This is a genomic window from Brevundimonas sp. KH_025 (genome assembly GCF_057839885.1).
In genome coordinates, this window is record NZ_CM174501.1 from 248,604 (window position 1) to 263,453 (window position 14,850).

Here is a 14,850-nt window from a genome sequence, read left to right on the forward strand (position 1 = left end):
TCGGATAATCTAATGACCCAAGTCACGCTCGATCAGTCGAGCCCTCGGTCTCCGTCCATCGCGGGCGGCCTGAACGGGGCCATGCTCGGCCGGGCGCTCGGCGACGCTGTCGTCAAGCTGAACCCGACCAAACTGCTCAAGAACCCGGTGATCTTCGCCACCTGGATCGTCGCCCTGCTGGCGACCGCTTCGGCGGTCGTGGCGGTGGCCAGCGGCCAGGCGGCGGGCTTCGCCATCCAACTGGCGCTGTGGCTGTGGGCCACGGTCCTGTTCGCCAACGTCGCCGAAAGCATCGCCGAAGGGCGCGGCAAGGCGGCGGCCGACTCCTTGCGCGCCACCCGCGTCACCACCAAGGCCAAGCTGATCGTCGATCCGAAGACCGGCACGGTGGTGCCGACCCCGGCTGGGGAGCTTGAGATCGGCTCGATCGTCCTGGTCGAGGCCGGCGACGTCATCCCGTCGGACGGCGAGATCATCGAAGGCGTCGCCTCGGTCAACGAGGCCGCCATCACCGGCGAAAGCGCCCCGGTGATCCGTGAAAGCGGCGGCGACCGTTCGGCCGTCACCGGCGGCACCACGGTGGTGTCGGACTGGATCAAGGTGCGCATCACCTCGGCTCCCGGCGCGACCTTCCTCGACCGCATGATCGCCATGGTCGAGGGCGCGGATCGTCGCAAGACGCCGAACGAACTGGCGCTGTCGGTGCTGCTGGCCGGGCTGACCCTGGTCTTCCTGATCGCGGTGGCCACCCTGCTGGGCCTCGGCGCCTATTCGGGGATCAAGCTGGACCCCATCGTCCTGGGCGCCCTGTTCATCACCCTGATCCCGACGACGATCGGGGGGCTGCTGTCCGCGGTCGGCATCGCCGGCATGGACCGGCTGCTGAAGGTGAACGTGCTGGCCACCTCGGGCCGCGCTGTGGAGGCGGCAGGCGACGTCGACACCCTGCTGCTCGACAAGACCGGCACCATCACCTTCGGCAACCGCATGGCCACCGAGGTCATCACCGTTCCGGGCGTTCGTCCCGAGGCGGCGATGCGGGCGGCGGTCATGGCCTCGCTGGCTGACGAGACGCCGGAAGGCCGCTCCATCGTCGAACTGGGCCGCAACGCCGGGGTGACGGGCGACATGCCCTTCGGGGCCAAGACCATCCCGTTCAGCGCCATGACCCGCCAGTCGGGTCTGGAGGCGGACGGCCATTCGTGGCGCAAGGGCGCGGTCGACGCCGTGCTGAAGTCGCTGGGCATGGCCGAAAGCGCCGCGCCCGCCGAGTTCCGCGCCGCTGTGGACCGGATCGCCCGTTCGGGCGGCACGCCTCTGGCCGTGACCGAGAACGACGTCCTGGTCGGCGTCATCCACCTGAAGGACGTGGTCAAGCCGGGGGTCAAGGCGCGCTTCGCCGACCTGCGCCGCATGGGTCTGCGCACCGTCATGATCACCGGCGACAACCCGGTGACGGCGGCGGCCATCGCCTCCGAGGCCGGGGTCGACGACTTCCTGGCCGAGGCGACGCCCGAGGACAAGATGCGCCTGATCAAGGCCGAACAGGCCAAGGGCCGTCTGGTCGCCATGTGCGGCGACGGCGCCAACGACGCCCCGGCCCTGGCCCAGGCCGACGTCGGCGTGGCCATGCAGACCGGCGCCCAGGCCGCCCGCGAGGCCGGCAACATGGTCGATCTCGACAGCGACCCCACCAAGGTCATCGAGATCGTCGAGGTCGGCAAGCAACTGCTGATCACGCGCGGCGCCCTGACCACCTTCTCCATCGCCAACGACGTGGCCAAGTATTTCGCCATCATCCCGGCGATGTTCGTGGTCGGCCTGCCGTCGCTGGCGGCGCTGAACGTGATGAAGCTGTCCAGCCCGGAGAGCGCCATCCTGTCGGCGGTCATCTTCAACGCCCTGGTCATCATCGCCCTGATCCCGCTGGCGCTGCGCGGGGTGAAATACCGCGCCGTGGGGGCCGGAAAACTGCTGGGCCGCAACCTGCTGATCTACGGCCTGGGCGGTCTGATCGCGCCCTTCGTCGGCATCAAGCTCATCGACATCGTCATCTCCGCCCTCGGCCTGGCCTGAAGCCAGACCTGAGCGCGACCAAGGAAACTCTCATGCGTAAACGTAACCTCTCCAAAGCGTCCGGCTCCAACGACGCCCTGTTCGGCGGCGCCTGTCTGGCGGCCATCATCGCCCTGGGCCTGTGCAGCACCCCGGCCAAGGCCCAGGACGCGGCCCCGGATGCGGCGGCTGAAAAGACCGGCCCTGTCTTCGCCTTCAACGCCGCCGTGGCCTCTGACTACGTCTTCCGCGGCGTCAGCCAGACCGAGAGCGATCCGGCTGTCTCGGCCGGGGTCGATGTGACGCAAGGAGCCTTCTACGCCGGGGCCTGGGCCGGCAACGTCTCCTTCGCCGGCGACGCCGACACCGACGCCGAGATCGACCTCTACGCCGGGATCCGGCCCGAGTTCGGCGGCTTCAACTGGGACTTCGGCGTGGTCAGCTATTTCTACGCCGGCCAGCCGGACGGCGCCGACTACGACTATGTCGAGCTGAAGGCCGCGACCTCGCGCGCCGTCGGCCCGGCGACCCTGGGCGCGGCGATCTACTACTCGCCGGACTTCTTCGGCGCGTCCGAGGACGAGGCGACCTATGCCGAGATCAACGGCGCGATCAGCCCCGCCGACAAATGGACCATCTCGGCGGCGGTGGGGCGTCAGTGGGTGTCGTCCGACTTCGACTACACCACCTGGAACCTGGGCGCGGCCTATCAGCTGACCGACCATCTGGCGCTGGACGTCCGCTATTTCGACACCGACGAACACGACTTCGGCGCCGTCTATGACAGCCGCGTCGCAGCCAGCTTGAAGGCGACCTTCTGATGCTGAACCACATCCGTCCGGCGATCGTGATGATCGCCCTGTTCACCGGCGTTCTGGGCGTGGCCTATCCGTTCGCGGTAACGGGCGTGGCTCAGGTCGCCTTCTCGGAGCAGGCTGACGGCAGCCTGGTCCGGGACAAGGCCGGCAAGGTCGTCGGCTCGGCCCTGGTCGGCCAGGGCTTCGCCGCGCCGGTCTATCTGCATCCGCGTCCCTCGGCGGCGGGCGACGGCTATGACGCCTCGGCCTCGTCAGGGTCGAACCTCGGCCCGCTGAACCCGGACCTGATCGAGCGGGTCAAGACGGATGCGGACGCGCTGCGGGCCGAGGCCGGCACGACGGCGGTTCCCGCCGACGCCGTGACGACCTCGGCCTCGGGTCTCGACCCGCATATCTCTCCGGCCTACGCTAAGCTTCAGGCTGCCCGCATCGCCCAGGCGCGCGGCGTGGCGGTGGAAGAGGTGAGCAAGGTGATCGAGCAGCATGTCGAAGGCCGAACGTTCGGCGTGCTGGGCCAGCCGCGCGTCAATGTGCTGCTGACCAATATGGCGCTGGACGCTCGCTTCGCGCGTCCCGCCGCGGAGGGCTGATGGCGCCGCCTATCGCGCCGACGACCAAGACCCCGGCCGCCCCGCGCAAGCGTGGGCGGCTGAAGGTTTTTCTGGGCATGTCGCCCGGGGTCGGCAAGACCTATGAGATGCTGCGCGCCGCCCGTCGTCGGAAAGCGGAAGGCGACGACGTCGTCGTCGGCGTGGTCGAGACCCACGGCCGCAAGGAGACCATGAGCCTGCTGCGCGGGCTGGAGGTCATGGCGCGGCGCCCCATCGCCTATCGCGACCGCACCCTGCTGGAGTTCGACATCGACGGCGCCGTGGCGCGCCGCCCGGGCCTGCTGCTGGTCGATGAATACGCCCACTCCAACGTCCCCGGCTCGCGCCATCCGAAGCGCTGGCAGGACGTGGAGGAGATCCTGGACGCCGGGATCGACGTCTGGACCACCCTGAACGTCCAGCATCTGGAGAGCCTGTCGGACGTGGTGCTGCGCATCACCAAGGTGCGCCAGCGCGAGAGCGTGCCCGACAGCGCCCTGTCGCGCGCCGACGACATCGAGGTGGTGGACATCACCCCCGAGGAGCTGCGCAAGCGCCTGGCCGAGGGCAAGGTCTATGTGCCCGAGACGGCGCGGCTGGCCTCGGACAACTTCTTCAAGGTCGAGAACCTGACGGCCCTGCGCGAACTGGCCCTGCGCCGCGCGGCCCAGACGGTGGACGATCAACTGGTGGCCCGCTTGCGTGAGCAGGGCGTGCAGGGACCGTGGGCGGCGGGCGAGCGGATCCTGGTGCTGATCGCCGGCGACGCCATGGCCGCGCCCCTGGTCCGCGCCGGGCGGCGGCTGTCGGACATGATGATGGACGCGCCCTGGACCGTGGCCCACGTCGACCGGCCCTCGGGCGCGCGGCACGGCGTCGGTTCGGCGGGCAAGCTGTCGGACGCGCTGAAACTGGCGGAACAACTGGGCGGGCGCACCGTGGTCCTCAGCGGCGACGACGTGGTGCGCGCCGTCATGGATTACGCTCATCAGAACAACGTCACCCAGATCGTCCTGGCCAAGGGCCGCGACAGCCGCCTGTCCGAATGGCTGGGCCGATCGCTGGCGGCGGAATTGCTGCGTCAGGCGCGGGGCGTCGCCGTCCATGTCGTCACCGACGGGGTCGAGCCGGAGCACAAGACGCCGCGCGAGCCGCGCGTCCGCCTGACCGGAGGCTGGCGGGGCTACGCCGTCGGCGCGGCCTGCGTCGTCGCGGCGACGGCTCTGGCCCTGCTGCTGGACCGCACGTTCGAGCGGGTCGATCTGGGCGTCATCTACCTGTCGGCGGTGCTGGCGGCGGGGGTGCTCTATGGGCTGCGTCCCGCGCTGGCGGCGGCGACGGTCGCCTTCCTGACCTACAACTTTCTTTTCCTGCAGCCGCGCTACAGCTTCGCCATCGGCTCGCCGACCGACGTCCTGACCCTGATCGTCTTCTGGGCCGTGGCCCTGACGACAGGGGTTCTGGCCGGGCGGGTGCGCGAACAGGCGAAGGCGGCCCAGCGCCGGGCCTCGGCGGTCTCGGCCCTGCTGGCCGCCAGCCAGCGCCTGACCGGCGTGGGCGACCGCGCGACCGCCGCCCGCATCCTGGCGGAACAGACCGCCGCCGCAGCCGGGGCCGGGGCCGTGGTCCTGCTGCCCGTGGACGAAGAACTGACCCTGATCGCGGGGGCGCCGACCAAGGCGCCGTTGGACGCCGAGGCCATGGCCGCCGCCCGCTGGGCCTGGGAGAAGGGTGAACCGGCCGGCCACGGCACCGGCACCCTGCCGCAGGCGCGCTGGACCTTCCGGCCCCTGCAGGGCGTGCGCGACCGCGCGGGCGTGGCGGGCATCGAGGCTGCGGCCCTGGCGCCCGGTTCGGACGAGGAGAAGCTGGCCCTGGCCCTGCTGGATCAGGGCGCCGTCGCCGTCGAGCGCGCCGATCTGGCCAGCCAGGCGGTCGAGACCGAGACCCTGCGCCGCACGGATCGCTTCCGGGGCGCGCTGATGAACTCGGTCAGCCATGACCTTCGGACGCCCCTGTCAACGGTGCTGGGCGCCTCGACCACCCTGATCGATCTGGGCGACAAGCTGACGCCCGAGGTGCGCGCCGATCTGCTGCTGTCGGTCCGCGAGGAGGCCGAGCGCCTCAGCCGCTATGTCGGCGATCTGTTGGACATGACCCGGCTGGAGGGCGGCGGCCTGAACATCCGCGCCGACTGGGTCGATGTGCGCGACGTGCTGAACGCGGCGGGCAAGCGGGTGGCGCGGCGTCTGGGTCAGCGGAAAATGACCCGCGACTTCCCGGCCCAGCTCAGCCTGGTCATGGTCGATCAGGGGCTGCTGGAACAGGCCCTGGTCAACATCCTGGAAAACGCCGTGGCCTACAGTCCTGACGGCTCGACCGTCGAACTGGCCGCCTACGAGGACCGGGGCTCGGTGGTCATCTCCATCGAGGACGAGGGCAAGGGCATACCGACCGCCGAGCTGGAGCGGGTGTTCGACAAGTTCCGCCGCATGGAGGAGCCGTCGGACCGCACCAAGGGCGCGGGCCTCGGCCTGGCCATCGCCAAGGGCTTCGTCGAGGCCATGAACGGCCGGATCGCCGCCGCCAGCCCGATCCAGGACGGAAAAGGCACCCGCATCCTGATCAGCCTGCCCAAGGCCGTCGTCACCCACCCGAGCCTGCTCTAAGGTCCGCCGCATGGCCGCCGTCCGACCCCAGATTCTCGTCATCGACGACGAGCCCCAGATCCATCGCTTTCTGTCCCCGGCGCTGGACGCCGCCGGCTATGAGCCGCGCCGCGCCGACAGCGGCCAGGAGGGTCTGCGCGGCATCGCCCTGTGGAGCCCCGACGCCGTGGTTCTGGACCTCGGCCTGCCTGACATGGACGGCAAGGACGTGCTGGCCCGCGCCCGTGAGTTCTATGCCGGCCCCATCATCATCCTGTCGGCGCGCGACAAGGAGGCCGAGAAGATCGCGGCCCTGGACCTGGGCGCCAACGACTATGTCGAAAAGCCCTTCGGCGTCGGCGAACTGCTGGCCCGCGTCCGCGCCAACCTGCGGCAAGCTGCGCCGCGCGTCGAGGCGACCGGGCCGCTGACCGCGGGGGAGGTGGTCATCGACCTGGAGCGCCGCCTGATCACCCGCGCGGGCGACGCCGTGCGCGTCACGCCCAAGGAATACGACGTCCTGGCCCATCTGGCGCGCAACGCCGGCAAGGTGGTCGGCCACCGCGATCTGCTGACCGCCGTCTGGGGCAAGGCCCACGCCGACGACACCCAGTATCTGCGCGTCGTCATCGGCCAACTGCGCCAGAAGCTGGAGGCCGACCCGGCCCAGCCTCGGCTGATCGCCACCGAGCCGGGCGTGGGCTACCGCCTGATCGCCTGAAGACGTCGGGCGATCGTCGCGTATTCTTCGCACAACATCCCTACTGCCCGCGCGGGGCGCAAGCGGCGCCGACGGCTGTGGGGACGGCGACCATGACGAACAGACTGACGGGCTGTCTTCTGGCGGGCAGCGCAATCGTGCTGGCGCTGGCGATCAGCGGGGCCGCTGCGGCCCAGGACGCCGCGGCTCCGGTCGTGGCCGCCGCCGTCGACACGGCCTCGCACGGCGCGGCCGGCGGCGGGGTGATCGTGCTGGACGCCGACGCCCGCAACAATCGCCTGGTGTCGGCGGCGGGCTTGAACGGCCTGGAAGTCCTTGATCTGACGGGCAGGCGGCTCGGTCAGGTTCCGGCGGGCGAGGCCGGCGGGCTGGATGTCCGTTACGGCTTCCCGATCAGGGGCCGGCTTGAGACCCTGCTGGTCGCGACCGACAGGACCGACAACGCCTTGCGCTTCTTCGCCATGCGCGACGGCGCGCCGGTCGAGGTGGGGGCGCGGTCGGTGCCGTTGGGCTTTGCGGTCGAGGATGTCTGCCTGCTGCGCAACGCCAGCGACGGCGGCCTCTACGCCGTGGCCGTGGGCGACGGCGGCGAGATCGAACAACTGCTGCTCTACGCCGACGCCGAGGGCCGGGTGGACGCCCGCTCGGCGCGCCGCATCAACCTGCCGTCCAAGATCAAGTACTGCGTCGCCGACGACGCCACGGGCCAGCTCTACGCCTCGCAGCAGGCGGTCGGCGTCTGGCGCTTCAACGGCGACCCGGAAGCCGACGCCGCCCCGACCCTGATCGACGCGGCGCGTCTGGGCCGGATCAGCGAAGAGAGCGGCTCGCTGGCCCTCTATGACGGCGGGCCGGGCGCGCGCTATCTGATCGCGACCGACGCCTCCAGCGGGCGGCTGTTCGTCTATGACCACGGCGCCGACGACGCCTTCCTCGGCGCCGCCAGCCTGACGGGACGCGGCGGCGCGGCGGTCAAGGAGCCGGGCGCCTTGCAGGCTGTCGGCGCGCCTCTGGCTGGTCTGCCCTCAGGCGCTCTGCTGGTGACGGACGAAGACGCGCCCGAAGGCGCCAACTACAAGCTGGCGTCGATCGCCGCCCTGACCGGGGCGTTGAACCTGTCGGCGGGTGCGCCGCAGGACCCGCGCGCGGTCGCCGCGCCGCGCTTCCCCGCCGTCGTCGCCGTGGCCGAGACCATCCCCGTGGGCAGTCCCGGCGACGCCGCAGACGATCTGGCCATCTGGGCCGATCCGAACAATCCGGCGAACAGCCTGATCATCGGCACGGACAAGAAGGCCGGGCTGAACCTCTACGACATGCAGGGGCGCGTTCTTCAGCACCTGCCCGACGGCAAGATGAACAACGTCGACCTGCGCGAAGGCTTCATGCTGGGCGGCCAGCCGGTGATCCTGGTCACGGCCAGCGACCGGACCCACAAGGCCGTCGCCATCTATCGCCTCGACACTCAGGCCCGGCGGCTGATCAACATCGCCGACGGCGTCCAGCCGACGGGGCAGGGCGACCCCTACGGCCAGTGCATGTATCGCTCGGCCCGCAGCGGCCGGACCTATGTCTTCATCAATGATTCCAACGGCGAGAAGCGCCAGTGGGAACTGGTCGACGCCGGCAACGGCAAGGTCCGCGCGGTTCGCGTACGCGATTTCGTCTTCTCCAGCCAGGTCGAGGGCTGCGTCGCCGACGACGCGACGGGTCAGCTCTACGTCGCCGAGGAAGACGTCGGCCTGTGGCGTCTGTCGGCCGAACCGGACGGCGGCTCGGCCATGACCATGATCGCCCGCATCACCGACAACCCGGCGCTGAAGGACGATATGGAAGGCGTCGGCCTGTATGACCTGGGCGACGGGCGCGGCTATCTGGTCGCCTCCAGCCAGGGCAACGACAGCTACGCCGTCTTCCGCCGCGAGGGCGATCAGGCCTATCTCGGCTCCTTCATCGTCGTCGCCGACGGCGCGCGCGGCATCGACGGCGTGTCCGAGACCGACGGCCTGGACGTCACCAGCCGCAACCTCGGCCCCGGCTTCGAACACGGCGCCCTGATCGCCCAGGACGGCCGCAACGTCCTGCCCGGCGAGAACCAGAACTTCAAATACGTGCCGTGGAAGTCGATCGCCGACGCCCTGGGGCTGGAGGTGCGGCCCTAGGCCATCGGCTGGGACGGCGACTACTCCTCGGACGTGATCCTGAAGGACGCGGTGTCGTCGACGAGTTGGAAGACGGCCAGCTGCGTCGGCACCAACCTGCCCGTCAGCGGCCGCAAGTGCATCGACATGAATTTCGCCGATCCCCGCGTCCTGCGCGGCGCGATGACGGCGGAAGAACGCGCCTTCCTGTTCGATACGGAAACCGGCAACACCCTGTACGAGCAGACCTATCTGGAAGGCTCGATCGGCGGCAATCTGTTCGAACTGCCGGCCGGTCCGCTGGGGCTGGCGCTGGGCTTCCATGTCCGTCGTGACGAGATCAACGACACGCCCGGCGAAGTGACCCTGGCCGACAACAGCTGGGGCCTGACGGGCGCCGGCATCACCGCGGGCTCGGAAGACACGCGCGAAGCCTATGTCGAACTGGGCGTGCCGGTCCTGAAGGACCTGCCCTTCATCCAGACTCTCGATCTGTCGCTGTCGGGTCGCTACACCGACACCAAGACGTCGGGCGACGCCTCGACCTACAAGGTCGGGCTGAACTGGGCTGTGAACGACGCCGTCCGCTTCCGCGCGACGCACGGCACCTCGTTCCGGGCGCCGGCGCTGTTCGAGCTCTACCTCGCCGATCAGACCAGCTTCGCCGGTCAGCGGAACATCGATCCCTGCCTGAACCTAGACCTGCGTCTGGCCGAAGGCTCCGTCACGAAGAAGGTGTACGACAACTGCACCAATCCGGCCGGTCCGGGCGGCGGCGTGGCCGGCGACTTCACCGGCGGCAACGCTTCGGCCGAGGTGGTCACGGGCGGCGGCCTGGGCGTGCTGACGCCGGAAACCTCCAAGGCCACGGTCGTGGGCCTGGTCATCACCCCGCCCGAAACCGGGCTCAGCCTGGCGGTCGACTATTTCGACATCAAGATCAGCAACCAGGTCACGAACCTGGGCGCCGCCGGCATCCTGTCGGCCTGCTATCTGTCGGACAACTTCCCGACCGATCCGATCTGCAACCAGTTCGATCGTGACCGCACCCTGGGCATCACCCAGGTGCGCGACAGCTTCATCAACATCGCGGAGCAGCAGAACCGCGGCCTGGACTTCACGGCCCGCTATGTCGCCGACACGCCGTGGGGCGAACTGACGCTCGACAGCCAGACCACCTGGACGCTGGAGAACTTCACCGCGACCTTCGCCGACAACTTCGACGATCCGCTGGGCGAGGTCGGCTATCCGGAACTGGTCGGCAACATCAACGCCAGCTTCTCGCGCGGTCCGTGGACGGCCTTCTGGGGCTTCGACTGGATCGGCAACCAGTCCAGCCTGGGCGAATATCTCGAGAGCAACGGCTCGCCCTTCACCACCATCGACGGCCGCCGCGTCGAGGTGAAGGCTGAGGCTGAGTTCACCGGCTTCCACAGCGCCTCGCTGAGCTACCAGTTCGACGACTGGAAGCTGATCGGCGGCGTCGCCAACCTGTTCGATGAAAAGCCGCCGGCGGCGTCGACCATCATCGGCGAATATTCGACCATCGGGAACTCGGTCCTGGCGTCGCAATACACCGAGGCCTACTACGGCCGCCGCGTCTTCGTGCGGGTCAGCAAGTCGTTCTGATCCCGCGCTAAGGCCGGACCAGAGGAGGGCGGCGGGGTTCCTCGCCGCCCTCTTTCTAATTTTCAGACTGTTCCGCAGGCGGCATTCTGCGTGACCAACAGCGTGCGGGGCACGGGGGAAGCATGGCGATCATCACGGGCATCAAGGACACGCTGGACGCGGAGGTGGCGCGTTTCCCGCAAACGCCCCTGGCCCAGCCGGTGCTTCTCAACAGCGTGCCGAAGGGCGGGACGCACCTGCTGCGCAACATCGTCCGGATGTTCGTGCCGGTCGAGCAGCACTATGATCGGGACTTCGTGCAGATCCCGAACATGCACCTCCATCTGGAGGCCTTTAATCCGCACGCCCCCCGACTTTGCGCGGCGCATCTGCTGTTCAGCGACCAGGCTGTCGCCAATGTGCGCACCGCGCGGCACGTGCTGCTGGTGCGGGATCCCTACGACTGGGTTCTGGCCCGGGCGCGGTTCTTCGTGTCCGACGCCTTCCATCAGGACAACCTCGAGCATCTGAAGTCGGGCGTGTTCAACGCGGATATGTTGTTGAACTTCATGATCTTCGGTCTTCACGGCAAGACCCCGGCCCTGGCCGACGTCTATACGCACAACGCCGCCGCCTGGCTGGGGACGGGGGTGCATCTGGTCCGCTACGAGGACATTCTCGCCGCGCTGGCGGACCTTGAGGCTCCGTCGTCCGAGGCCTATTTCCGTGCGTTGCTGGCCGCCTGCGGCATCGACCTGCCGACCGATTGGCGGGCGCGGGTTCGCGTCGGTTCGGATCGAAAGCTGAGCCGCACGGCGCGGGAGAATCTCATGCTGCCAGAGGGGGTCGCCTTCCCCTCGGAACTGCCCGAACAGCAGAAGCGGCTGGTCGATTTCCATGCGCCCGGGCTGCGTCAGCTGCTGGGCTACGCCTGATCGCGCCTTCGCTCTGCACGGCACGGACGACGTCACGCTTGACCCTGTAGCGGCTTCAGGGTGCATGGCCTCACTATGGCGAACTGTTGCGGCGACGACCTGTGTGACGACGACCGGCCCCCGGCGGGGCGCTGGCGACGGGCGCTGTGGCTGGCGCTGGCGATCAACGCCGGCATGTTCGCGGTCGAAGGCGTCGCCGGGCTGCTGTCGGGATCGGCGTCGCTGCAGGCGGATTCGCTCGATTTCCTGGGCGACGCCGCCAACTACGGCATCAGCCTGGGCGTCGTGGGTCTGGCCCTGGCCTGGCGGGCGCGGGCGGCGCTGTTGAAGGGCGCGACCATGCTGGCCTTCGGCGGCTGGGTGGCGGCCATGACGCTGTGGGGCGTCTGGCGCGGCGAGACGCCCGAGGCGCAGGTGATGGGCGTGATCGGGCTGGCGGCGCTGATCGCCAACCTCGCGACGGCCGCCATGCTGTTCGGCTTCCGCAAGGGCGACGCCAATATGCGGTCGGTCTGGATCTGCTCGCGCAACGACGCGATCGGCAATCTGGCGGTCATGCTGGCGGCGCTGGGCGTGTTCGGCACGGGCACGCGCTGGCCCGATCTGCTGGTCGCCGCCGTCATGGCCGGGCTGGCGCTGCAGGGCGGCTGGCTGGTGATTCGCCACGCCCGCGCCGAATTGAAGACCGCCAAGGCGACCCCCGCGCCGCGCCTGTTCAAAGACGGATCCCGTCACAAGCCGGTCGCCTGACCGGACGGCTGTCCTGTTTTCAAGACCTCTGGAGCCTTCGTGTCCTCTTCCTTCGTTTCGCTACGCAACGGCCGCCGCGCGGTTCTGGCCGCGGTCGCCGCGACCCTGGCTGTCGGCCTGTCCGCGCCTTCGTCCCTGGCTCAGGACGCTGAACACCAGGACGAGCAGGAGCATGAGCATGGGCACGACGAGGCGACCGAGGTCGAGGACGTCATCGTCCAGGCCACCCGCTCGGGCCGCCGCATTCAGGACGAGCCGATCCGCGTCGAGGTCATCGGCCGCGAGGAGATCGAAGAAAAGCTGCTGATGACGCCCGGCAACATCGCCATGCTGGTCAACGAGACCGGCGGGGTGCGGGTGCAGGTCACATCGCCGGCCCTGGGCGCCGCCAACATCCGCATGCAGGGGATGAGCGGCCGCTACACCCAGCTTCTGGCCGACGGCCTGCCCCTGTATGGCGGTCAGGCGTCGTCGCTGGGCGTGCTGCAGATTCCGCCGACCGACCTGGGCCAGGTCGAGGTGATCAAGGGCGCGGCCTCGGCGCTGTATGGTCCGTCGGCTCTGGGCGGCGTCATCAACCTGGTGTCGCGTCGTCCCGGCGATGCGGTCGAGGCCGAGCTTCTGGCCAACATCACCAGCCGCGACGGACAGGACCTGACCGCCTACGCCTCGGCCCCGTTCAAGGGGGCGTGGGGGCGGTCGATCGTCGGCGGCTATCACCGCCAGAGCCGCCAGGATCTGGACGGCGACGGCTGGAGCGACATCGCCGCCTATGAGCGCTGGTCGCTGCGCCCCCGCCTGTTCTGGGAAGGCGAGAACGGCGGCGAGGCCTTCGTCACGGTCGGCGCCATGACCGAGAGCCGCAGCGGCGGGACCGAGCCGGGCCGCACCGCGCCCGACGGCCGCCCCTTCGTCCAGGCCCAGGACACCGACCGCTTCGACGCGGGTCTGGTCGCCCGCCTGCCGATCGCCCATTCAGCGCTCAATGGGGGCTCGGCCCACGTCCGCGCCTCGGCCATGACCCAGGCCCACGACCACCAGTTCGGCGACGTGTTCGAGCAGGACCGCCATGACACCGGCTTCCTGGAAGCGGCGCTGGGGTCCGAGGCCGGCGCCACGACCTGGCTGGCCGGCGCGGCGGTTCAGGTCGACGCCTATCGCTCCGACACCTTCGCCAGCTTCGACTACACCTACACGGTCCCCGGCCTGTTCGCTCAAGTCGAGCATGAGCTGAGCGACGACCTGACCCTGGCGGGCAGCGCGCGCTGGGACCATCACAGCCAATACGGCGGCCAGTTCAGTCCGCGCCTGTCGATGCTGTATCGGCCCGGCCCCTGGACCGTGCGCGCCTCGGTGGGCCAGGGCTTCTTCGCGCCCACGCCCTTCGTCGACGTGACCGAGGCGACGGGCCTGTCGCGGCTGGAGCCGCTGGACGGGCTGAAGGAGGAGGTGGCCCGCACCGCCTCGCTGGACGTCGGCTATCGCCGGGGGCGGATCGAGGCCAACCTGACCCTGTTCGGCTCCGATCTGGACGACGCCGTCCGGGCGGTGGACGACGGCGTGGATCGGGTCCGCCTGATCAATGTCGACGGCGTGACCCGGACGCGCGGGGCCGAGGCGATGCTGCGTTATCGCCAGGCGCCCTTCACCCTGACCGGCAGCTACGTCTTCGTCGATGCGACCGAGCCGGACGACGACGGCTTCGCTCGCCGCGACACCCCCGTGACGCCGCGCCACACGGCGGGCTTCGTCGCCATGTGGGAGGAGCACGACCGGGGCCGCCTGGGTCTGGAAATCTACTACACAGGCAAGCAGTCGCTGGAGGACAATCCCTATCGCAGCGAAAGCCCGTCCTATGTCGAGGTCGGCCTGCTGGGCGAGATCATCTTCGGGCGCGTCAGCCTGTTCCTCAACGCCGAGAACCTGTTGAACGTGCGCCAGACGCGGCATGATCCCCTGCTGCTGCCGCAACGCGCCGCCGACGGCCGCTGGACGACCGAGGCCTGGGGGCCGACCGACGGCTTTACCGTCAACGGCGGGATGCGTCTGCGGTTCGGCGGCGGACACTGAGGCGGGAAACGGAGAGGCCGTAATGGCGCTGAGCATCGGCGAACTGGGGCGGCGGACCGACACCAAGGTCGAGACGATCCGCTACTACGAGCGGATCGGTCTGCTGGCGGCCCCGCCGCGCACGGCGGGCAACTACCGCGTCTATGGCGAGGCGGAGCTGAACCGCCTCTCCTTCATCCGCCGCGCCCGCGACCTGGGCTTCTCCATCGAACAGGTGCGCGACCTGCTGAGTCTGTCGGATCGGCGCGACCAGTCCTGCGCCACGGTCGATGAACTGACCCGCGCGCACCTGGCCGAGGTCGAGCGCAAGATCGCCGATCTGGAGGCCCTGCGCCGCGAACTCGGCGCCCTGCTGTCCCAGTGCCGCCAGGGCACGATCTCTGACTGCCTGATCATCGAGGCGCTGGGGCCGGCAGATCGGCGCTGAGCGGCCCTTCACACGGTCTGACGTCGCCCCAGCAAGCCGAGCTTGAACGCTCAATGCTCGTGCATTTCCGGGGGCGCTTTGGGGGAGGAG

General features: G+C 69.5%; 11 protein-coding genes. All 11 read left to right on the forward strand.

Annotation, left to right across the window (positions count from 1 at the left end; translation table 11 throughout):
• The first annotated feature begins 12 nt into the window (after nt 1-12).
• The 11 genes from kdpB to AC3IS2_RS01315 all read left to right on the forward strand — a co-directional run bounded on the left by kdpB (nt 13) and on the right by AC3IS2_RS01315 (nt 14,760).
• Nucleotides 13-2,076: a potassium-transporting ATPase subunit KdpB gene (kdpB, locus tag AC3IS2_RS01265; RefSeq protein ID WP_489198864.1), complete on the forward strand. Its 2,064-nt coding sequence runs from the start codon at nt 13-15 to the stop codon at nt 2,074-2,076.
• Between the two features lie 32 nt (nt 2,077-2,108).
• Entirely contained in the window at nt 2,109-2,876 is a 768-nt protein-coding gene (locus tag AC3IS2_RS01270; RefSeq protein WP_489198865.1) for a TorF family putative porin, read from the forward strand.
• Nucleotides 2,876-3,463: a potassium-transporting ATPase subunit KdpC gene (gene kdpC, locus AC3IS2_RS01275; protein ID WP_489198866.1), complete on the forward strand. Its 588-nt coding sequence runs from the start codon at nt 2,876-2,878 to the stop codon at nt 3,461-3,463. The genes AC3IS2_RS01270 and kdpC overlap by 1 nt, the downstream gene beginning before the upstream one ends.
• Entirely contained in the window at nt 3,463-6,132 is a 2,670-nt protein-coding gene (locus AC3IS2_RS01280) for a DUF4118 domain-containing protein (RefSeq protein ID WP_489198867.1), read from the forward strand. Before kdpC ends, AC3IS2_RS01280 begins: the two co-directional genes overlap by 1 nt.
• A 10-nt stretch (nt 6,133-6,142) precedes the next feature.
• Nucleotides 6,143-6,832: a response regulator gene (locus AC3IS2_RS01285; RefSeq protein WP_489198868.1), complete on the forward strand. Its 690-nt coding sequence runs from the start codon at nt 6,143-6,145 to the stop codon at nt 6,830-6,832.
• Nucleotides 6,833-6,924: 92 nt separating this feature from the next.
• A complete protein-coding gene (locus tag AC3IS2_RS01290) occupies nt 6,925-8,991 on the forward strand; it encodes a phytase (protein ID WP_489198869.1) in 2,067 nt (688 codons plus the stop codon).
• 51 nt (nt 8,992-9,042) lie between these two features.
• Entirely contained in the window at nt 9,043-10,599 is a 1,557-nt protein-coding gene (locus AC3IS2_RS01295; RefSeq protein ID WP_489198870.1) for a TonB-dependent receptor domain-containing protein, read from the forward strand.
• 122 nt (nt 10,600-10,721) lie between these two features.
• Entirely contained in the window at nt 10,722-11,513 is a 792-nt protein-coding gene (locus AC3IS2_RS01300; RefSeq protein ID WP_489198871.1) for a hypothetical protein, read from the forward strand.
• Nucleotides 11,514-11,588: 75 nt separating this feature from the next.
• The gene (locus AC3IS2_RS01305; RefSeq protein ID WP_489198872.1) at nt 11,589-12,263 is read left to right on the forward strand and encodes a cation efflux transmembrane domain-containing protein; all 675 of its coding nucleotides are present in this window, start codon (nt 11,589-11,591) and stop codon (nt 12,261-12,263) included.
• Nucleotides 12,264-12,302: 39 nt separating this feature from the next.
• Nucleotides 12,303-14,333 (forward strand): TonB-dependent receptor plug domain-containing protein, encoded by a 2,031-nt coding sequence (locus AC3IS2_RS01310; RefSeq protein WP_489198873.1) that lies wholly within the window; start codon nt 12,303-12,305, stop codon nt 14,331-14,333.
• A 22-nt stretch (nt 14,334-14,355) separates the two neighbouring features.
• Nucleotides 14,356-14,760: a MerR family transcriptional regulator gene (locus AC3IS2_RS01315; RefSeq protein ID WP_489198874.1), complete on the forward strand. Its 405-nt coding sequence runs from the start codon at nt 14,356-14,358 to the stop codon at nt 14,758-14,760.
• Nucleotides 14,761-14,850 lie beyond the last annotated feature (90 nt).